This is a genomic window from Kitasatospora sp. NA04385 (assembly GCF_013364235.1).
Classification (GTDB): domain Bacteria; phylum Actinomycetota; class Actinomycetes; order Streptomycetales; family Streptomycetaceae; genus Kitasatospora.
Map to the genome: position 1 here is coordinate 7015093 of NZ_CP054919.1, position 20406 is coordinate 7035498.

At 75.6% G+C, this 20406-nt stretch carries 18 protein-coding genes; 11 read left to right on the forward strand and 7 right to left on the reverse strand.

The window, feature by feature from the left end:
* Window positions 1–76 precede the first annotated feature (76 nt).
* The gene (locus tag HUT16_RS30995) at window positions 77–1060 is read right to left on the reverse strand and encodes a hypothetical protein (protein WP_176191340.1); all 984 of its coding nucleotides are present in this window, start codon (window positions 1058–1060) and stop codon (window positions 77–79) included.
* 197 nt (window positions 1061–1257) lie between these two features.
* On the opposite strand from HUT16_RS30995, the gene murQ reads away from it, so the two are divergent.
* Entirely contained in the window at window positions 1258–2223 is a 966-nt protein-coding gene (murQ, locus tag HUT16_RS31000; RefSeq protein ID WP_176191341.1) for an N-acetylmuramic acid 6-phosphate etherase, read from the forward strand.
* Between the two features lie 15 nt (window positions 2224–2238).
* Here murQ and HUT16_RS31005 read toward each other — a convergent pair whose 3' ends face one another.
* The 6 genes from HUT16_RS31005 to HUT16_RS31035 form a co-directional block, all read right to left on the reverse strand.
* Window positions 2239–4311 (reverse strand): SpoIIE family protein phosphatase, encoded by a 2073-nt coding sequence (locus tag HUT16_RS31005; protein WP_176191342.1) that lies wholly within the window; start codon window positions 4309–4311, stop codon window positions 2239–2241.
* Window positions 4312–4536: 225 nt separating this feature from the next.
* A complete protein-coding gene (locus HUT16_RS31010) occupies window positions 4537–5553 on the reverse strand; it encodes an NAD-dependent epimerase/dehydratase family protein (protein WP_176191343.1) in 1017 nt (338 codons plus the stop codon).
* Between the two features lie 44 nt (window positions 5554–5597).
* Window positions 5598–6560, reverse strand: a complete 963-nt coding sequence (locus HUT16_RS31015; RefSeq protein WP_176191344.1) for an ATP-binding cassette domain-containing protein — start codon at window positions 6558–6560, stop codon at window positions 5598–5600.
* 70 nt (window positions 6561–6630) lie between these two features.
* Window positions 6631–8682 (reverse strand): ABC transporter permease, encoded by a 2052-nt coding sequence (locus tag HUT16_RS38735; RefSeq protein ID WP_254898065.1) that lies wholly within the window; start codon window positions 8680–8682, stop codon window positions 6631–6633.
* Entirely contained in the window at window positions 8682–9092 is a 411-nt protein-coding gene (locus tag HUT16_RS31030; RefSeq protein WP_176191345.1) for a hypothetical protein, read from the reverse strand. Before HUT16_RS31030 ends, HUT16_RS38735 begins: the two co-directional genes overlap by 1 nt.
* Window positions 9089–10003: a methyltransferase domain-containing protein gene (locus HUT16_RS31035; RefSeq protein ID WP_217712118.1), complete on the reverse strand. Its 915-nt coding sequence runs from the start codon at window positions 10001–10003 to the stop codon at window positions 9089–9091. Before HUT16_RS31035 ends, HUT16_RS31030 begins: the two co-directional genes overlap by 4 nt.
* 464 nt (window positions 10004–10467) lie before the next feature.
* Here HUT16_RS31035 and HUT16_RS31040 point away from each other — a divergent pair, with 464 nt between their 5' ends.
* The 10 genes from HUT16_RS31040 to HUT16_RS31085 all read left to right on the forward strand — a co-directional run bounded on the left by HUT16_RS31040 (window position 10468) and on the right by HUT16_RS31085 (window position 20357).
* Window positions 10468–11961, forward strand: coding sequence for a class I adenylate-forming enzyme family protein (locus HUT16_RS31040; protein WP_176191346.1), 1494 nt, complete (start codon window positions 10468–10470; stop codon window positions 11959–11961).
* Complete coding sequence (locus HUT16_RS31045) at window positions 11951–12235, forward strand: acyl carrier protein (RefSeq protein ID WP_254898066.1); 285 nt, start codon at window positions 11951–11953, stop codon at window positions 12233–12235. Before HUT16_RS31040 ends, HUT16_RS31045 begins: the two co-directional genes overlap by 11 nt.
* A gap of 2 nt (window positions 12236–12237) precedes the next feature.
* Entirely contained in the window at window positions 12238–12474 is a 237-nt protein-coding gene (locus HUT16_RS31050; RefSeq protein WP_217712119.1) for an acyl carrier protein, read from the forward strand.
* Window positions 12475–12659: 185 nt separating this feature from the next.
* Window positions 12660–13817 (forward strand): beta-ketoacyl synthase N-terminal-like domain-containing protein, encoded by a 1158-nt coding sequence (locus HUT16_RS31055; RefSeq protein ID WP_254898067.1) that lies wholly within the window; start codon window positions 12660–12662, stop codon window positions 13815–13817.
* 644 nt (window positions 13818–14461) lie between these two features.
* Window positions 14462–15016: a beta-ketoacyl synthase N-terminal-like domain-containing protein gene (locus HUT16_RS31060; RefSeq protein ID WP_217712120.1), complete on the forward strand. Its 555-nt coding sequence runs from the start codon at window positions 14462–14464 to the stop codon at window positions 15014–15016.
* Complete coding sequence (locus HUT16_RS31065) at window positions 15013–16299, forward strand: beta-ketoacyl synthase (protein ID WP_254898068.1); 1287 nt, start codon at window positions 15013–15015, stop codon at window positions 16297–16299. Before HUT16_RS31060 ends, HUT16_RS31065 begins: the two co-directional genes overlap by 4 nt.
* A 36-nt stretch (window positions 16300–16335) precedes the next feature.
* The gene (hppD, locus tag HUT16_RS31070) at window positions 16336–17445 is read left to right on the forward strand and encodes a 4-hydroxyphenylpyruvate dioxygenase (protein WP_176191347.1); all 1110 of its coding nucleotides are present in this window, start codon (window positions 16336–16338) and stop codon (window positions 17443–17445) included.
* The gene (locus HUT16_RS31075) at window positions 17442–18377 is read left to right on the forward strand and encodes a phytanoyl-CoA dioxygenase family protein (protein ID WP_176191348.1); all 936 of its coding nucleotides are present in this window, start codon (window positions 17442–17444) and stop codon (window positions 18375–18377) included. The genes hppD and HUT16_RS31075 overlap by 4 nt, the downstream gene beginning before the upstream one ends.
* Entirely contained in the window at window positions 18370–19386 is a 1017-nt protein-coding gene (locus HUT16_RS31080) for a thiamine pyrophosphate-dependent dehydrogenase E1 component subunit alpha (protein WP_176191349.1), read from the forward strand. The genes HUT16_RS31075 and HUT16_RS31080 overlap by 8 nt, the downstream gene beginning before the upstream one ends.
* Complete coding sequence (locus HUT16_RS31085) at window positions 19386–20357, forward strand: alpha-ketoacid dehydrogenase subunit beta (RefSeq protein ID WP_176191350.1); 972 nt, start codon at window positions 19386–19388, stop codon at window positions 20355–20357. The genes HUT16_RS31080 and HUT16_RS31085 overlap by 1 nt, the downstream gene beginning before the upstream one ends.
* Window positions 20358–20406 lie beyond the last annotated feature (49 nt).

The following is a 20406-nucleotide window of genomic DNA, read 5'->3' on the forward strand; positions in this document are numbered from 1 at the left end:
GCCGAACCCGGCGTGGACGAGTACGACCTCTCCCCGGACGGGCCCGGCGACCGAACCGCCGGGCGGCTCGGGCCGGTCAGGGGCGGGCGTGGCGGCGGACCAGTTCGGCGGCGCCCAGGACGCAGCCGGCGGTGATCGACAGCAGGCCCAGGGCCAGCGTGCCGTCGGCCGGTCCGGGCCCCTGCCGGTCGGGGGCGGGCCCGGCGGCGACGACGGAGTACCCGGGCAGGCCGGGCGGGTCGGTCACCGCGGCCCCGGCCAGCGCCGGGGCGGGGGAGTCGGCGGGGTCCGGGTCGTCGGAGGGCTCGTCGGGCGGGCTGTCGGACGTCGGGTCGTCGGGCGTCGGCGGACCGGCCGGTGACGGCGCGTCGGCCGGGGACGCCGTCGCCTCCGGTCCGGTGGACGCCGGGGCGGGCACCGGCGCCGTCACCGACCCGGACGCGGAGGGTTCGGCGGACGGCTCGGCCGACGGGGACGCCGGGGGCGAGGCCGAGGGCGACGGCCCGGCGGCGTACCGGAACACCGCCCGGGCCGGGGTCAGCCCGTCCAGCCGCCCCGCGTCGCCCCCCGCCGCGTCGACCAGCCGGTAGTCGGCCACCCCGTCCGTCTCCACCGCGTACGCGCCGCCGGGCAGCGCGGCGGCCAACCGGATCCGGGCCCGGAAGGTCAGCGTCCCGCGCGGCTGGACGACCGGCGGCGGGGAGAGCGCGAGCCCCCAATCCGTGCCGCCGTACGTGTCGGAGTCCCGCCAGGCGCCGGTGGCGGGGTCCTGCCACTCCACGGTGACGCCGTCCGACGGCCCGGACGGGTCGTCCGCCGCCGAGACGCGCAGCGACAGCGAGTCGACCAGGATCCGGTACCGCGACGTCGACTCCACCGTGAAGACGGCCGTGAACCCGCCCCCGCCCGCGACCCGCGCCGGGACACCGCCGATCACGGTCGCCACCGACCCGCCGCCCCCCGCGTCCGCGGCCGCAGCCGCCTCCGACGCGCCCAGCACCACACCCAGCAGCGAGACGGCCCACACCACCACCGCACGCACGACGCGACGCGCCGCCACCATGGAAACCCCCGGATCGAGCGGCGCGGCCCACCGATCTGCCGGTTCCGCGCCCACCTGCGCAGCGTATCGGGGACGGCGGCAACGAAGCCACCAAAGCCGGGTCAACGGTCGGCGAACGGCGCCCGCGCCACCGGGAGGACCCGCCGCCCGACGCCCCGCCCGACGTCCCGCCCGGCTTCCCTAGAGTGGAGGGCATGGCACCGACCCCGCACGACCGGCAGCACGAACGACCGGACGAACGACCGTACGACCAGCAGGCCCTGGGCGCCCTGGCCACCGAGGGCCGCCGGGCGGGCGGCGCGGAGATCGACCTGCTGCCGACGGTCGAACTCGCCCGGCTGATGAACGCCGAGGACCGGACGGTCCCGGCGGCCGTGGGCGCGGCGGTGCCCGCGATCGCGGCGGCGGTGGACGCCGTCGCCGCCCGGATGCGCGGCGGCGGGCGGCTGGTGTACGCCGGGGCGGGCACGGCCGGGCGGCTCGGGGTGCTGGACGCCAGCGAGTGCCCGCCGACCTTCGGCACCGCGCCCGGGCGGGTGGTCGGGCTGATCGCGGGCGGCCCCGCCGCGCTCACCTCCGCCGTGGAGGACGCCGAGGACGACCGGGCGGCCGCCGTCGCCGACCTGGACGCGCTCGCCCTGACCGCCGCCGACACCGTGATCGGCGTCTCCGCCTCCGGCCGCACCCCGTACGCGCTGGCCGCCGTCGAGCACGCCCGGGCGCTCGGGGCGCTCACCGTCGCGCTGGCCGGCAACCCGGGCTCCGCGCTCGGGGACGCCGCCGAGCACCGGATCGAGGTCGCCACCGGGCCCGAACTGCTGGCCGGGTCCACCAGGTTGAAGGCCGGGACGGCGCAGAAGCTGGTGCTCAACATGGTCTCGACGCTGGTGATGGTCCGGCTCGGGCGCACCTACGGGGACCTGATGGTCGACGTCCGCGCGACCAACGACAAGCTGCGCGCCCGCTCCCGCCGGATCGTCGCCCTCGCCACCGACGCCCGGCCCGCCGACGCGGACGCCGCGCTGGTGGCCACCGGCGGCCGGGTCAAGGACGCGATCCTGCTGCTGCTCGCCGAGGTGGACGCGCCCGCCGCCGCCGGACTCCTGGAACGCCACGGCGGCCGACTGCGGGACGCGCTGCGCGAGGCCCTGACCCGGTAGGCCGCCGACCGGCCGTCAGAGTTCCTGCTCGGCCCAGATGGTCTTGCCGCGCGGGGTGTGCCGCGTCCCCCAGTTGCGGCACAGCTGCGCCACCAGCAGCAGGCCGCGGCCGCCCTCGTCGTCGTTGCGGGCGCGGCGCAGGTGCGGGGCGGTACTGCTGCCGTCGGAGACCTCGCAGATCAGCACGCCGCCGTCCCGGATCAGCCGGAAGCCGATCGGCGGCCGCCCGTAGCGGACGGCGTTGGTGATCAGCTCGCTGACCACCAACTCGGTGACGAAGGACGCCGCTTCGAGCCCCCAGTCGGCCAGTTTCGCGGTCGCCAGCTTGCGGGCCCGGGCCACCTCGGACGGGTCGTCGCGCAGCGGCCAGTCCGCGACGTCCTGGGTGTGCAGGCCCCGGGTGCGGGCCAGCAGCAGCGCGACGTCGTCGGTCGGGGCGTCCGGGCCGAGGGTCGAGGAGAGCACCTGCTCGCACAGCTCCTCCAGCGAGCCGGCCGGGGAGGTGAGCGCCGATCCGAGCCGGCCGAGGCCGAGTTCGGGATCGCCGCGCAACTCGGAGGCGCGCAGCAGGCCGTCGGTGAACAGGGCCAGCACGCTGCCCTCCGGCACCTCCAACTCGGCCGCCTCGAAGGGGAGTCCGCCCAGCCCCAGCGGCGGGCCGGCCGGGAGCTCGGGGAAGGCCACGGTGTTGTCCGGGCCGACCAGGGCCGGCCCGGGGTGCCCGGCCCGGGCCAGCGAGCAGGACCGGGTGACCGGGTCGTACACCGCGTACAGGCAGGTCGCGCCGACACTGCTGCCGGCCCAGGCGGTGCCGCCCTCGGGCAGCTCGTCCAGGTCCACCCGGAGCACCAGGTCGTCGAGGTGGGTGAGGAGTTCGTCCGGCGGCATGTCGATGTCGGCCAGGGTGCGCACCGCCGTGCGCAGCCGCCCCATCGCGGCCGAGGCGGGCACGCCGTGGCCCACCACGTCGCCCACCACCAGGGCCACCCGGGCGCCGGACAGCGGGATCACGTCGAACCAGTCGCCGCCGACGCCCTCTCGGCCGCCCGCCGGGAGGTACCGGAAGGCGACCTCCACGGCGGCCTGCCGGGGCGTCCGGCTGGGCAGCAGGGAGCGCTGCAGCGCCAGCGCGGTGTCGCGCTGCTGGGTGTACTGGCGGGCGTTGTCGACGGACAGCGCGGCGCGCGCCGTCAGCTCCGTCGCCAGCAGCAGGTCGTCCTGGTCGAACGGCTCCGGCGAGCGGTGCCGCAGGAAGATCGCCACGCCGAGCGTGGTGCCGCGCGCGGTCAGCGGCACCAGCAGCGAGGAGTGGATGCCGAACTCCTCCGCCAGCCGCTCCCGTTCGGGCTCGCGGGCGAGCCAGTCGCGGATCTCCGGGTCCCGGTAGTCGGCGCGCAGCGGGCGGCCGGTGGACAGCACCCGGGCCATCGGCGACTCCGGCGCGATCACGTCGCCGCGGCCGACCGCGACCGTGGACTCCGGGCTGCCGGGCAGCACCGAGCGCTGGGCGACCCGGTAGAACACCAGCCCCGCGGTGGACGGCGGGCCGCCGCCGAACACCGAGTCGAGCAGGTCGACGCCCACGAAGTCCGCGAAGCCGTCGATCGCGACGTCCGCCAACTCCTGTGCGGTGCGCTCCACTTCGAGGGTCGAGCCGATCCGCAGCCCGGCCTCGCCGAGCAGCGCCAGCCGGCGCCTGGCCCGCTCCTCCGGGGAGTCGGGCCCACCGGCGAGCACCGCCGGGGGCAGGCCCGCGGCCTCGGCGGTCAGCGGCCGCAGGGCCTCCGCGGACACCACCCAGACCGGTTCGCCGCGCCCCGTCCGCACCGGGACCACTCCCAGTTCGACCGCCACCGTCTCGTCCTCGGACCGGTGCAGCCGCACCATCCCGCCGAACGGCCGGTGCCCAACCACCGCGCGCAGCAGGGCGATCGGCATCCGCCCCGCCAGCAGCTCGGCGGCCGGCCGCCCGAGCGCCCGGTCCGTCCCGAGCCCGGTCAGCCGCTCCGCCTCCGCCGACCATCCGGTGACCACCCCGCGCCCGTCCACCGTCGCGGTCGCCGCCCGGCCCGGAACCCTAGTCGCCATGTCCGTCCATCCCCTCTCGGAGGCAGCAACCGCCAGGCCATCGGCCCTCAGCATCGCCCCCCGGCGTGAGCGCCTCAAACCGCCACGCCGTAGCACGACCGCCGTAGCGCGACCGCCCCGCCGCAAGAGCGCGCGGCCCGCGGACCCGGCCGGGGCGGGGGAGCGCCGCCCGGGGCAGCCGCACCGGACGGAGCGTGGACGGTCACGCCCGACGGCCCGGACGGGTCACCGGCCGGCGGGGGTGAGCCGGGCGAACCAGTCGATCGTCATCGCCAGGCCCTTCTCGAAGTCCACGACCGGCTGCCAGCCGAACGCGGACCGGGCCAGTCCGATGTCCGGGCGGCGCAGGGTGGGGTCGTCGCCGGGCCGCTCGACGAATTCGACCGGGGAGGTCGAGGAGCACAACTCGCGGATGCGCTCGGCCAGTTCCAGCACGCTGAGTTCGACCGGGTTGCCGATGTTGACCGGCCCCGGGTGCCCCCCGGCGGCGGCCGCCAGGATGCCGCTGACGGTGTCGTCCACGTAGCAGATCGACCGGGTCTGCGCCCCGTCGCCGGTGACCGTGAGCGGCTGCCCGGCCAGGGCCTGGGTGATGAAGGTGGGCACCGCCCGTCCGTCGGTGGGCCGCATCCGCGGGCCGTAGGTGTTGAACAGCCGGACGATCACGGTGTCCACGCCCAGGGCGCTCCGGTAGGCGGTGGTCAGCGCCTCCGCGAAGCGCTTGGCCTCGTCGTACTGGCTGCGCGGGCCGACCGGGTTGACGTTGCCCCAGTAGGACTCCACCTGGGGGTGGACCAGCGGATCGCCGTAGACCTCCGAGGTGGAGGCCAGCAGGAAGCGGGCGCCCTTGCGGCGGGCCAGCTCCAGGGCGTTCAGGGTGCCGTGGGCCCCGGCCCGGAGGGTCGCGATCGGGTGCCTCGCGTAGTCGTGCGGCGAGGCCGGCGAGGCGAGGTGCAGCACCAGGTCGACCGGCCCCTCGACGTCGAACTCCTCGGAGACGTCGCTGCGGTCCAGGACGAACCCGGGGTCGCCGTCCCGGGCGGCCAGGTTGTCGACCGATCCGGTGAGGAGGTTGTCGACGCAGACGACCGAGGCGCCCTCCTCCCGCAGCCGGTCGCAGAGGTGCGAGCCGACGAAGCCGGCGCCGCCGGTGACCACCGCCCGGCGCACCCTCCGGTCGTCGTCCGGGACGGACCCGTCCGACCCGCCCGACCCGCCCGCGTCCCGGCCGCTCCGGTCCATCTGCTTCTCCTCCGTCGTCTCTGTCGCCGTTGCGCGCGCCATGGTCAGGACTCCCGCAGCGAGCGGCCGGTCTTGGTGAGGAACACGTCGTCCAGGGTGGGGCGGTGCAGCTCGATGGTGGCCAGCTCGATCCCGGCGTCCGCCAGGGCCCGCATGATCTGCGGCATCGCCGTCTCCCCGGCGTCCACCGACAGGCGCAGGCCGCCGCCCTCGCGCACTTCGGCCGAGCGCACGCACTCCTGCCCGACCAGCACCCCGGACGCCTTCTCCGCGGCCGTGGCGTCGGCCACTCCGACGGTGACCACCTCGCCCGCGATCGAGCGCTTGAGCGCGGCCGGCGTTCCCTCGGCGACGATGCCGCCGCCGTCGATGATGGCGATGCGGTCGCAGAGCGCGTCCGCCTCGTCCAGGTAGTGCGTGGTGAGGAAGACGGTCATGCCCTCGCTGCGCAGCCGGCGGATCTCGTCCCACATGTGCGAGCGGCTCTGCGGGTCCAGGCCCGAGGTGGGCTCGTCCAGGAAGAGCACCTTGGGCCGGTGGATCACGCCGAGGGCGATGTCCACCCGTCGGCGCTGGCCCCCGGAGTAGGTGCGGCAGTTGCGGTCGGCGTACTCGGTGAGGTCGAAGGCGTCCAGGGCGGCGACCGCCCGGCTCTGCGCCTCGGCCTTGCCGATGCCGTGCATCCGGGCCTGCATCACCAGTTCCTCGCGGGCCGTCACGTCGTCCCAGGTGCCGCCGCCCTGGGCGATGTAGCCGATGCTGCGGCGGACTCGGGCCTGCTGGGTGCGCAGGTCGGCGCCGGCGATGACGGCGTCGCCGGCGTCCGGGCGCAGCAGGGTGGCGAGCATCCGCAGGGTGGTGGTCTTGCCCGCGCCGTTGGGGCCGAGGAAGCCGAAGATCTCGCCTTCGGCGACGGTGAGGTCCAGGCCCGCCACCGCCTCCACGCCGGTGCTCCTGCGGCGCCGTCCGGTCGGGAAGGACTTCCGGAGTCCGCTGGTCTCGATCATCGGGATGTCCTTGTCAGGTGGCGGGGAGCGGTGCGGGGACGGGAGGCGCGGGCCGGGGCCGGTGCGGCCGTCACCGGACGGAGCGGGCGAAGAGGCGGGCCGACCAGGTGAGCGCCAGCACCGCCAGGACGGCCATCAGCCCGATGCTCTGCCAGACCGCGGGGTCGCCCATGTGGCCGGCGAACAGCGAGCGCATCCCGACCACCGCCCAGCTGAACGGGTTCCAGTCGGAGACCCGGCGCAGCCACAGCGGCGCCAGCGCCAGCGGCAGCAGCGTCCCCGACAGCAGCATCAGCGGCTGCGCGAGGTTGTTGACCAGCTGGCCCAGCACGTCCGGGCTGCTCACCTTGAGGGCGATGCCGTAGGAGATCGAGGCGCTGCTCAGGGTGATGAGCGCCAGCAGCAGGTAGGCGAGCAGGAGCTCCGGGACCCGGACGAAGAGCCCGAGGGGCATGGACAGCACGATGATGATGCCGGCCTGGATGACCAGCGTGACCACGTCCCGCAGGGCCCGGCCGAGCAGCAGCGCCACCCGGCTGACCGGGGTGACCCGGGCCCGTTCGATGACGCCCGAGCCCAGCTCGGCGAGCAGGCCGAAGCCCACGTAGAGGCCGCCGCCGAGGGCGAGGGCGACCAGCATGCCGGGTACGTAGATCCGGTAGGCGTCGGTCATCGAGCCGGCGCCCATGGAGGCGAGCGCGGGCTTGAGCAGCGGCGCGAACAGGGCCATGTAGACGGCCGGCTGAGCCACCCCCAGGACGATCGAGAGCGGGGACCTCACCATCAGCAGCATGTGCCGCTGGAACACCAGCCAGGTGTCGCGGAGCGTCTTCACGTCTGTGCGCTTCCCGTTCTTTCGGTGGTCGAAGTGGCCTGGACGGCCGGGGTGTTCGGGGCTATCGGGGCTATCGGGGTGACGGGCCGGTGCGGGGTGCCCGCACCGGCCCGGGGCCGGACGAGCCGCGCCCGCCGGCCCCGCCGAGCAGGGCCTCCAGGTGGTCGGCGGCGGCCGCCGCGCCCCGGCCGCGGCGAAGGACTCGCCCACCCGCCGCGCCGCGGCGCGGTAGGACGGGTCGTCCAGGACGGCCAGCAGTTCCTCGCGCAGCGGCTGCGGCCGGACGCCGGCGAACCGGACCCGGCGGCCGGCGCCGGCCGCCACCACCTGGGCGGCGTTGATGGGCTGGTCCCCCTTGATCGGGGCCACCACCAGCGGCACCCCGTGGGCCAGCGCCTCGCAGACGGTGTTCAGCCCGCCGTGGCTGACCACCGCGTCCAGCCGGGGCATCAGCTCCAGCACCGGCACCCGGGGGCGGACCAGGACGTGCGGGGGCGGGTCGGTGACGGTCCCGTCCGGCGCGGCCACGATCGCCTGGACGCGGTCGCCGAGCGGCCGCAGCGCCTCGACGACCCGGGCGTGGAACTCCCGGGCGAGGTCCAGGGACAGAGTGCCCACGGTGACCAGCACCAGGCGCCGGGCGGGGTCCGGCCAGTCCCACGGGAACGCCGGGTCCGGCGCCCGCGGTGCCAGCGCGGGGCCGACCAGGACGGCGTTCCCGGGCCACTCCAGCGGGCCGGTCAGCGCCTCGCCGGTGAAGCCGACCAGCAGGTGCGGGGAGAAGCGCAGGTCGTGCGGCGGCTCGCCGGGGAGACCGGCATCGGTCCAGACGGCTGCCATCCGCCGGTGGATCCACTCCTCCACCCGGGGCGCGGCCGTCCGGTACGGGCGGGTGAGCTCCATGGTGGTCGGTGCCAGCGAGGCCCAGGGCAGGGCGGCCCGGTGGGCGGCGACCGCCCCGGCGACCGCGTGCTGGTCCACGGCCAGCACGTCGGGGCGGAAGGCCGCGACGGCCCGCTCGATGCCCGGCAGCGTGTGCTTCGCGTGCGGCACGATGTAGCCGTCCCAGCGCGACTTCGCGGCGGCCATGCCCCGGTCCGCCTGGCCGCGGTGGGCCCGCAGCGGGATCGGGGCGATCGCGGCGTCGGGGCCGAGCAGCGGCCGCAGGAACGCCTCCGAGCCGGCCCACAGCACCTCGTGCCCGCGCCCGACGAGCTCCCGGGAGACGGCCGCCATCGGGTTCACGTGGCCGGTGAGCGGCAGCGAGACGAACAGGTAACGACCCATCAGGAACCCTCCCGGGGAAGGTCGTTGGACTCGGCCGGTCCGGTGCCCGCGTCCCGCCCGGCGGCGATCAGGTCGGCCACGTCCCCGACCGTCAGGGCGATGATCCGGTCGAGGTCGAGGCCGGCCACGTGCTCGACCAGGTCCAGGTGGTCCCCGTAGTCGCGCCGCAGGGCCAGGCTCCAGGCCGCCAGCTCGTGGCTCTCCAGGAGCAGTTCCCCGTCGAGGCGGGTCTCCGGGCGGACGGCGTCCGCCCAGGCCCGGTCCTCGTCGAGGATCTCCCGCAGGAGGTCCGCGATCCGGCGGACCAGCTCCGCTCGGGCCGGTTCCGCCCGGGTCGGCTCCGTCCGGGCCGGTTCTGTCCGGGTCGGTTCCGTCCGGGTCGGCTCCGCCCGGGCCGGTTCCGTGCTCACGGGGCCAGGCCGGACGGCGGGGCCTGCGGGGAGTCCTGCCGGGGCTTGGTGGCCCGCAGCGCGCCGTAGGTGATGACGCCGGTGTCGAAGCCCTTCTTCATCAACGGGCCCGCGTGGAAGAAGCCGAGGACGTCCACGCCGCGTCGGCGGGCCAGGTCGCGCATCACCTTCGGGCCGCGTTCGAACTGCTGGATCTGCGCGAAGCCCGGGTCCCAGGAGTTGGCGACGGCGCCGCTCCAGTCCACCGTGGCGACCTCGGTGAAGCCAGCCGCGGCGGCCAGCCGCTCGTGCTCCTCCAGGGACGAGAAGTCGGGCATCACCTGGTGGACCAGGATCTGCCGGACGAGCTCGCGCTCCTCGTCGTCGAGTGCGCCGTCGCGGACCGCCCAGGTGGCGACGGCGAGCGTCCCGCCCGGGGCGAGCAGCCGCATCGCCTCGGCGAAGAAGGCCTCCCGGTCGGCGATGTGCATCAGGCTCTCCAGGGCCCAGACCACGCCGAAGGACCCGTCCGGGTAGCCGTTGGCGAGCGCGTCCCGCTGATGGAAGCGGGCCCGCCCGGCGACGCCGGCGGCCCGGGCCTTCTCGTTGGCGCGGGCGGCCTGCCGGGCGCTGAGGGTGATCCCCTCGACGGTGCAGCCCAGTGCCCCGGCCAGGTGCATCGCGGGGCCGCCGATGCCGCAGCCGACGTCGAGCACCCGCGATCCGGCGGGCACGCCGGTGTAGTCGACCAGTTCGTGGACCAGCCGGTCGGTGGCCGCGTGCCGGTCCGCGCCCTCCAGGCCGGGGGCCTCCCCGGGATCCCAGAAGCCGTGGTGGACGTGTTCGCCCCACAGGTCCTCGTAGAGGTCGAGGGTGATGTCGTAGTAGCGCTCCACGGCCGAGTTCAGGCCGGTGCCGATGACTGGTTCCACGTGATGCCGATCCTCGAAAAGTTGGCATGAATGCGTTCAACAAGGCGGTGGAACAAGGCGGCGGAAAGGAAATCCACACCGCTGGATTGGTCTGATCCAATGCCGATCACACCCCCGGGGGCCGCAGTCCGGAGGTATGCGAAAAGGCTGGCCACCGTGCGGCCATGTCAAAAAAGAGTGAACCGTTCGACCCGGGCGGCGGATGCTACTGACGGGTAGTCAGGGAGCGGCAAAACCCGTTCAGAACATGGCAGTTGGCCGACCGGCGGCCACAGTAGCGGCGGAGCTCCCCCTCGTCAATGAGTCAAACAAACCCCAACCTGTCGTCACAACTTGAAGCCTCCGCGCCGTGAAATACCGGCGATGTTTCAGGACTTGACACCAGGCAATTCAGAGTTGAAAGTTCGGCGTGGGAATTCTGTCAGCTCCTTTGGTCATGTACCTGAAAGAGGTTCCGGTTCTCCATGAAGGCTGCTGCCACAGCTCCAGCGGGAGGCTTAGCCCCCCTTCCGCTCGACCCCTCCTGGGTCGACGAGGTCCTTCTCGGCGGGACCGGCTCCGAGCCCTGCCTGGTCTTCGACGAACCGGTCAGCAGGGACGAACTGCGGCGGCTGGTCGGCGCCAGGCAGGCCGCGCTCGCCGCGGCCGGTCTGCGCCGGGGCGGCTCGGTCGCCCTCTCGCTGGCCCCCTCGCTCGCCCTGGTCGCCAACCTGCTGGCGAGCTGGCGGATCGGGGCCCAGGCCGCCCTGCTCGACCACCGGCTCACCCCCTACGAGACCGACCGGGCACTCGCCCGGCTGGACCCGCAGGTGGTGGTCACCGCCGACCGGCCCGCCGCCGGGGGCCCGGCCGGTGGCTTCCACGACCAGCGGGACGTCGTCACCGCCCGCCCGGGCCGGCCGGCCCGGACCCCGCACGCGGTCGTCCAGCTCAGCTCGGGCTCGACCGGGCCGGCGAAGATCATCGGCCGCACCGCGGCCGACCTGGTCGACGAACTCGGCCGGTACGCCCGGATCGAGGGGGTGCCCCGGGCCGGCGAGCGGATCGTCTCGACGGCCTCCATGGTGCACGTGCTGGGTCTGGTCGGCGGCCTGCTGCACAGCCTGCACGCCGGCGTGCGGCTCGCGGTCCCGCGGAGGCTCACGGCGGAGGGGATCCTCGCCACCGTCGCGGCCGGCCCCGAACCGACCACCCTGCTGGGCGTGCCGTTCCACATCGAACTGCTCAGCTGGGTGGCGCGGCCCCCGCGACTGCCCCAGCTCACCGGCATGACCACCGGCGGGGAGCTGGTCCGGGCCCAGGTGCACGAGGCCTTCGTCGAACGCTACGGCGTCCGCCTCGGCAGCATGTACGGGATGACCGAGGTCGGCGTCATCGCCACCGACCTGTTCGGCGAGCACCGGCCCGAACTGACCCCGGCCCCCGGCCTCACCCTGCGGGCGGTCGACGGCGAACTGCTGATCGCCAGGGCGCAGTCGCCCTACCTCGACCACGCGGCACCGGTCGGCGACGGCGTCCCCAGCCGCTGGGCCGACGGCTGGCTGCACACCAAGGACGGCGGCACGGTCGACCCCGGCACCGGCCGGATCAGGGTGCTGGGACGACTCGACTCCCAGGTGTCCGTGGGCGGCCTGAAGGTCGACCTCACCGAGGTCGAGCACACCCTCGCCGCCCTGCCCGAGGTCTCCGAAGCCGTGGTCGTCCTCGGCGCCTCGATCGAGGCCCACGTCGTCCTGCGCCCGGGCGGCACCGTCGCCCGGATCGAGGCGCAGCTCACCGAACGGCTGGCGGCCTACAAGCGGCCCCGCCTGATCCACGTCGTCGACCGACTGCCGCGCACCGCCACCGGGAAGCTGGTCCGCGACCGGGCCGCCCTGAGCGGCGCCGGCGGGTCGCCGCAGCCCACCGCCGTCCAGGAACGGTCCGACCGAAAGGAAACCACCAGCGATGTCCACTGAGGCGATGCCCACCGAGGAGATCCGCGCGTTCGTGCTCACCTCCCTGAGCGCGATGAACTACGACATCACCGGCGTCGACGACGACACCCTGCTCGGCCCGGCCGGCGCGGACCTGGAGTCGCTCTCGCTCGCCGAGCTGGGCGTCCGGGTGGAGGAGCGCTTCGGCGTCCGGTTCGACGACGACGAGGCCGAGCAGCTGGGCACCATGACGGTCGGGGAGTTCGCCGCGGCCGTGGCCGCCCGGGTCCGGTCCGCCTCGGCCGCGGGGCGCTGAGCGTGTCGGCCGCACCCGGGCGGGACGAGGTGGTCGCGATGCTCGCCGCTTTCGGCGACCGGGCGCCGGAGGAGGTGCCGGAGGGCATCGACTCGATGGAACTGGCCTGGCTGGCCCACCAGATCGAGCAGCGCTACGACCGCCGCCTCGACGACGACACCCTGGGCCGGCTGCACACGGTGTCCGACGTGGTCGACCTGCTGGCCGGCCTCGGCGAGCTCCGGCCCGACCCGGCCTGACCTGCCCCGACCCGGGCTGCCCCGACCCGGGCGGGCCTGCCCGACCCGGCCTGACCTGACCTGACCTGCCCCGGGCGGGCCTGCCCGATCCGGCCTGACCCGGGCCGACCGTCCGGTCCGGCGGGCACACCCGTCCGCCGGCTCTCCGACCCGGCGTCGCACACTACGAGAACGAGGGAGCAAGGGTGACCGAGAACGTGCCGGCGGCCCGCCGCGGCCCCCACCCGGTGGTCGTCACCGGGGCCGCCGTGCTCAGCGCCCTCGGCCGCGGCGTCCGGCCGCTGCTGTCCGCCGTGCTCGACGGCACACCGGCCTTCGCGCCGGTGCGGCGTTTCGACGTGTCCGGCCGACAGGTCGACGCAGCCGCGACCTGCCCCGGATCCCCGGTGCTGGCCGACGAGTTGGACCGGGCCGTCGGCGAGGCCTGTGCCGAGGCCGGACTCTCCGCGGCGCAGCGGTCCGGCACCCCGCTGTACCTCGCCGTGCACGGAGATCCGGCGCTGCCCCGGGCCACCCCGGAGCGGCGCCCGGCCCACGGCGCCGACGTGTTCGCGGACGCGGTGGCCCGGCGGGCCGGACTGTCCGGCACCTCCCGCGCCTACACCTCCGCCTGCGTGGCGTCGAGCACCGCCGTCGCCGACGCCGCCGCGGCCGTCGCCCACGGGCAGGCGGACCGGATCGTGGTGGCGGCCGGATACCTGGTCGAGGCCGACCAGTTCGCCGTCTTCGACGCGGGCCGGGCCCTGGCCCGGGACGGGCGGGTCCGCCCGTTCAGCACCGGCCGCACGGGGCTGCTGCTGGGCGACGGCGTGGTCGCCGTGGTGGTCGAGGCCGCCCCGGCGGCCCGGGCCCGGCGGGCCCGGCCGCTCGCCGTACTGGCCGGCTGGGGCCGCGCGGGCGACGCCCACCACGTGTGCCGACCCCGGCCGGACGGCGCCGGGCTGGCCCGGGCGATCACCGACGCCCTGCACCGGGGCGGCGTCCGCCCGGAGCGGATCGGCTACGTGAACGCCCACGGCTCGGGCACCCCGATGAGCGACACCGCCGAAGCCGCCGCCCTGCGGTCGGCGCTCGGCGACCGCGCGTCGACCGTGCCGGTCAGCTCCACCAAGTCGGTGCACGGGCAGGCGCTGGAGGCCGGTGCACTGCTCGAACTCGTCGTCACCATCGCGGCGTTGCGCGCCGGACGGCTCCCGGTGAACGCCGGCTTCCTGGGGCCCGACGAGACCTGCCCGCTCAACCTGGTCCTCGACCGAGCCGCACCCACCGCAGCCGACCACGCCCTCAGCCTGACCACGGCCTTCGGCGGCGCCAACACCGCACTCCTGGTGGGCACACCATGAACCTGACCGACACCGCACCCCTCCGCTCCGACCCCACCTCCGACGCGGGTCCCGAGCCCGACGCCGGTCCCGTCTCCGACGCGGGTCGCGAGGCCGACGTTGGTCCCGTCTCCGGCGCGGGTCGCGCGTCCGGTGCGGCTCCCGTCTCCGACGCGGGTCCCGAGCCCGACACCGGTCCCGTCTCCGACGCGGGTCCCGAGCCCGACGCCGGTCCCGTCTCCGACGCGGGTCGCGAGGCCGGCGCTCGTCGCGCGTCCGGCGCGGCTCCCGTCTCCGACGCCGGTCCTGAGGCCGACGCTCGTCCCCTCTCCGACGCCCGTCGCGAGCCCGACGCCGGTCCCGAGGCCGACGCCGGTCCCTTCTCCGACGCGGGTTCTGAGGCCGAGGCCCGTCGCGAGGCCGACGCCCCTCCCGTCTCCGATGCAGGTCCCGTCTCTGACGCTCGTCCCGTCTCCCAGGCCCGTCGCGAGCCCGAGGCCCGTCCCGCCTCCGATGTCCATCCCGCCTCCGACGCTCGTCGCGAGCCCGACGCTCGTCCCGTCTCCGACGCTCGTCCCGTCTCCGACGCGGGTCCCGTCTCCGACGCCCGTCCCGGGCCCCTCGTTGCCGCCGCCTCGGTCGCCGCCCTGGCCCAGGCCGTTGCGGTGGCGGGTCTGCGGGTGCTGTCCTCGGGGCAGTGGCCGGAGTCCGTCGAGGACCGGGGCGCACCGGGGATCGCCGGGTTCGTGGTCTCCTCGTTCAGCCCGCTCGCCGCCGAGGCGGCCCGCCGCTGCCTGCTGCGGCGCCCGGACCCGTCGGGCGGTGCCGGACGGCCGGTCACCGCCGTCGTGGTGGTCAGCCCGCTGGGCGACCTGGCCGGCGCCGCGCACGTGGCCGAGGCCGTCGACGGCGGCGCCAGGATCGGGCCGCTGCTGTTCTTCCAGGCCGTCCCCAACGCGGTGGCCGGTCACGTGGCCGCGCGCTGGCAGCTGACCGGCCCGGTGGTGTGCGTCGCCGACACCGCCACCGCGACGGCCGTCGCGGCCCTGCTGCTCGCCGACGGCGACGCCGGGGAAGCCCTGCTGATCCGCGTCGACCAGGCGCACACCCCGGGCGGCCCGGACCGCGCCGCCGCCGTCCTGCTCGGCCCCGGCCCCGGCACCAACCCCGGATCGCGGCCGGGCCCGGAACCGCAACTCCACGAGGGAGAACAGCCGTGAGCGATCCGCGCCACACGAACACCCGGCGAGCCGACGTCGTCGTCAGCGGGATGGGCCTGGTCACTCCGGTGGGGTCCAGCGCCGACGAGGTGACGGCGGCGATGTGCGAGGGCCGGTCCGGGCTCGTCCGGCCGGACCCGGACGGGCCGCTGGCCGGATCGCTGGAGACGGCCGGCTTCGCCGCGCCGATCGACCCCCTCTCCGTCCTGCCCGCGCCCGAGACCCGGCTCGTCGACCGCTACATCGTGATGGCGATGCGGGCCGCGGCCGACGCGCTGACCGACGCGGGCATCGAGGTGGGCCGCGACGTGGACCCGTACCGGATCGGGGTGATCCTGTCCGGCAACGGCGGGCTGGCCACCCTGGAGGGACAGGTCGTCCTGCGGACCGAGCGCGGCCGGCTGGGCGTCAGCCCCTACCTGCTGCCCGCCATGCTGCCCAACATGAGCGCCGCCCGGGTCGCGATCCGGCACGGCATCCGGGGCTACAGCTCGTCCATCAGCACGGCCTGCGCGGCCGGGGCGCAGTCCGTGGGGGAGGGGCTGCGGCTGCTGCGCGCCGACGAGGCCGACGTGGTGGTGGTCGGCTGCAGCGAGGCGCCGCTGTTCCCCACGCTGGTCGACACCTTCGGCAACGCCCGTGCCCTGGCCCGTGGTTGGGTCGACGATCCGACCGGGGCCAGCCGGCCCTTCGACCGGCGCCGGAACGGCCTGGTGCTGGGCGAGGGCGCCGGGGTGCTGGTGCTGGAGCGTGCCGAGCACGCGGACGCCCGCGGCGCGGCCGGGTACGCCGACGTGCTCGGCTGGGGCGCGACCAACGACGCCCACCACCCGACCACCCCGCGCCCCGACGGCGCGGGCGCCGCCGCCTGCATGCGGCAGGCACTGCGCAGCGCGGGCGTCGGGCCCGGGGACATCGGCTACGTCAACGCCCACGGCACCAGCACCCGGCTCGGCGACCGGGCGGAGGCGCTCGCGATCCGCGAGGTCTTCGGCGGGCAGGCCCCGCCGGTCAGCTCGACCAAGGCGGTGACGGGACACCTGCTCGGCGCCTCCGGGGTGGTCGAGTCGGCCGTCTCCGTGCTGGCGCTGCGGCGCGGCCTGCTGCCGCCCACCCACAACCTGGACGACCCCGACCCGGACTGCGAACTCGACCACGTGCGCAAGGGCCCGCGCGCCGCGCCGGGGATCAGCCACGTCATGTCGAACTCGTTCGGGTTCGGCGGCCACAACATCAGCCTCGTGTACGGCCTGCCGAGCACCCGGCTCGCCAGAGCCGTCTGACGGCACCGAGCGAACAGAGAAGGAACGGCTACCGCAATGGACTTCCTCGGCGTCGATCATGTCGAGTTCTACGTGGGCGACGCGCACCGGGCCGCGTCCGTCCTGTCCTCCGGGCTCGGCTTCCGCCTGCTCGGGCAGGGCGGCCCCGAGACGGGCCTGGCCGGGCAGCGCACCCTGCTGCTGGGCCAGGGCGACTGCCGGGTGCTGCTGACCTCGAGCCTGGCGGCGGACCACCCGGCCGCGCAGTACGTCGCCCGGCACGGCGACGGCGTGGCCGTGCTCGCCTTCGCCTGCCGGGACGCCGCCGCCGGCTTCACCGCGGCGGTGGCCGGCGGCGCGACCGCCGTCGAAGCCCCCCGGACCCGCACCGGCGCGGACGCCCCGGTGGTCACCGCCACCGTCTCCGGCTTCGGCGACGTGGTGCACCGGCTGGTCGAACGGCACGGCTCGGCGCGGGAGTTCCTGCCCGGCCTGATCGAGGTGCCGGACGCGCCGCCGCCGGCCTCGCCCGACCTGCTGCGGAGCATCGACCACGCCGCGGTCTGCGTGCCGGACGGGCAGCTCGGCGGCACGACGGACTTCTACCGCAAGGCCTTCGGCTTCGACGTGATCTTCGAGGAGTACATCGAGGTCGGCGAGCAGGGCATGTTCTCCCAGGTGGTGCAGAGCCCGGGCGGCGGCGTCACGCTCACGCTGATCGAGCCGGACCCGGGCCGCGCCCCCGGGCAGATCGACGACTTCCTCGCCTGGCACGGCGGTCCCGGCGTCCAGCACCTGGCCCTGAACAGCCACGACATCGTCGCCGCCGTCGACACCCTGGCGGAGCGCGGCGTCGGCTTCGCGTCCACCCCGGACGGCTACTACGACGCGCTGGGCGGCCGGCTGGGGCAGGTCGACCTCCCGGTGGACCGGCTGCGCGGCCGCGGAATCCTGGTCGACCGGGACCACTGGGGGCAGCTGTACCAGATCTTCGCCACCTCGACGCACGCCCGCCGGACCTTCTTCTGGGAGCTGATCGAGCGTCACGGGGCGCGCACCTTCGGCACCAGCAACATACCCGCCCTCTACGAGGCCAAGGAAAGGGAGCTCGCCACCGTGCGGCAGTCCGACCAGATCCCCCCGACCACCGGGGCGGGCCACCGATGACCACCACCCGGGCCCTGCGGTTCGACCTCACCGACGAGGAACTGGCCCTGCTGCCGGACGCCGACGACGTCGCCTTCTACGCCGAGCACGGCTGGTACCTGACGAAGAAGCTGTTCACCGACGAGGAGGTGGACCGGCTGGCCGCCGCGAGCGAGGACTACTACGCCGGGGAGCGGAGCCGCACCCTGCCGGTCCGCCCGCCCCGGCTGGCGGCCTGGCAGCCCTCGGACGGCCCGGTCCAGCGCCACAACGACTACGTCCACCACGAGAGCGACCCGATCGCCAAGGTGCTGTGCAAGCCGCTGATCGGGGCGGTGGCCGCCCTGCTGGCCGGCACGGACGAGATCCGGGTGTTCCAGTCGACCCTGATCCTCAAGCCCGCCGTCCCCGGCGAGCCCAGCAACATCGTGCCCTGGCACTTCGACAAGCACTACTGGTCCACCTCGACGTCCGAGCGGATGCTGACCGCGTTCGTCCCGTTCCACGACTGCGACGAGGAGATGGGCACCCTCACCGTGGTCGACGGCAGCCACCTGTGGCGGGAGACCGGTCGGCAGGACTCGATGACCAAGCACTTCGCCGACCGCGACCGGGCCGACCTGGAGCGGGTGCTCGCCGAGAACGCCGCCTTCAACGGCGCCGCCGTCCGCAAGGTGCCGATGGTCATCCCCAAGGGCCACATGAGCTTCCACCACTGCCGGACGTACCACGGCAGCGGGCCCAACCGGAGCGACCGGCCGCGCCGCGCCATCTCCTTCCACCTCCAGGACGGCGCGAACGAGTACCGCGAGTTCGCGCTCAGCGACGGCACCCGCGCCGCCTACAACCACGACGTCCTGGTCCGGCGGCTGCCCGACGGCCGCCCCGACTACGCGGACCCGGCGTACTGCCCGGTGCTCTGGCGGACCGACGCAGCGGACGACCGTGACTGACCGGACGGCCGGGGCCGATCGGACGACCGCGCCCGCCCCGACGGCCGACCCGGCCGCGGCCCTCTACCGGACGGTGGCCCTGGTCCGCGGCTTCGAACAGCGGGCCGTCGAGCTGGTCCGGGCCAAGGTGGTGCTCGGCGGCATCCACCCGTACACCGGCCAGGAGGCGATCGCGGCCGGCACCTGCGCCGCGCTGCGCCCCGACGACGTGATCACCAGCACCCACCGCGGCCACGGCCACGTCCTGGCCAAGGGCGCCGACCCGGCCCGGACGATGGCCGAGCTGGCCGGCCGGGCCACCGGGCTCAACCGGGGCCGCGGCGGCTCGATGCACGCCGCCGACTTCGGCGTGGGCGTGCTCGGGGCGAACGCCGTCGTCGGCGCCGCCGTGCCGATCGCGGCCGGCGCCGCCTGGGCCTTCCGCCGGGCGGGCTCGGACCGGGTCGCGCTCAGCTACTTCGGGGACGGCGCGGTCAGCCAGGGCGTGGTGCTGGAGGCCTTCAACCTCGCCGCCCTGTGGCGGGTGCCGCTCGTCCTGGTCTGCGAGAACAACGGCTTCGCGACCTCGATGCGGACCGAGGACACGGTGGCCGGCAGCATCCTCGGGAGGGCCGCCGCCTTCGGCATCCCGGCCCGCACCGTGGACGGGACGGACCCCGAGGCGGTCCGCGACGCCACCGCCGAGGCGGTCGCCCGGGCCAGGTCCGGCGCGGGCCCGACCCTGCTGGAGTGCACCGCCTACCGGTTCGACGCCCACCACACCTGGGAGCACACCGCGCGCCCCCGCTACCGGACCGACGCCGAGGTCGCGGCCGGCCGGGCCCGGGACCCGCTGGAGGTCCAGGGCGCCCGCCTCCCCGCCGCCACCCGCGCGGCGATCGACGCGGAGGTCGCGCAGCTGCTCGACCGGGCGGTGCGCTTCGCCCGGGAGAGCCCGCACCCGGACCCGGCGGGCGCGCTGGACCACCTGTACGCCACCGGCCTGCGCGCCAGGGCGGGGGCCCGCTGATGCCGAAGCTCTCCTACCTCAAGGCGCTGAACCGGGCCATCGGCGACGAGATGGACCGCGACGAGGCCGTCTGCGTGTTCGGCGAGGACGTCGGGGTGGCCGTCACCCACGCCACCGCCGGGCTGCTGAAGCGCTTCGGCCCGGACCGGGTGCTGGACACGCCCATCTCCGAGCAGGCGTTCACCAGCTTCGCCACCGGCGCGGCGCTGGCCGGGCTGCGGCCGCTGATCGAGTTCCAGATCCCGGCGCTGCTGTTCCTGGTCTTCGAGCAGATCGCCAACCAGGCGCACAAGTTCTCCCTGATGACGGGCGGTCAGACCCGGGTGCCGGTGACCTACCTGCTGCCGGGCTCCGGCTCCCGGGAGAGCTGGGCCGGGCAGCACTCCGACCACCCCTACAGCCTGTTCGCGCACGTCGGGGTGAAGACCGCGGTGCCCGCCACCCCGGCCGACGCCTACGGGCTGCTGGTGACGGCGATCCGGGACGACGACCCGGTCGTGGTCTTCGCCCCCTCCGGCGCCCTCGGGGTGCGCGAGGACCTCGACCTCGCCGCCCTGGCACCCGTCCCGCTGGGGGTCGGCCGGATCCACCGCCGCGGCACCGACGTCACGGTGGTGGCGGTCGGCCACCTGGTCCACGACGCCCTGGCGGTGGCCGAGGACCTGGCCGGCACGGTCTCGGTCGAGGTCTTCGACCCGCGCACGCTGTTCCCCTTCGACTGGTCCGGGCTGGCCGCCTCGCTGGAGCGGACCGGGCGGCTGGTCGTCGTCGACGACTCCAACCGGAGCTGCGGCATCGGCGGGGAGATCGTCGCCACCGCGGCCGAGGAGATGCGGCTGATCGCGCCGCCCCGGCGGGTCACCCGGCCGGACGGCGCCGTCCTGCCCTTCGCCCGGGAGCTCGACCTGGCCTGCCAGCCCACCAGGGCGCAGCTCCGGGCCGCCGTCGAGAAGGCGGTCGGGGCCGGATGAACGGGCACCCGCCCCCGCGGGCCGCCGGAGCACACCCGCACGGGCAGCC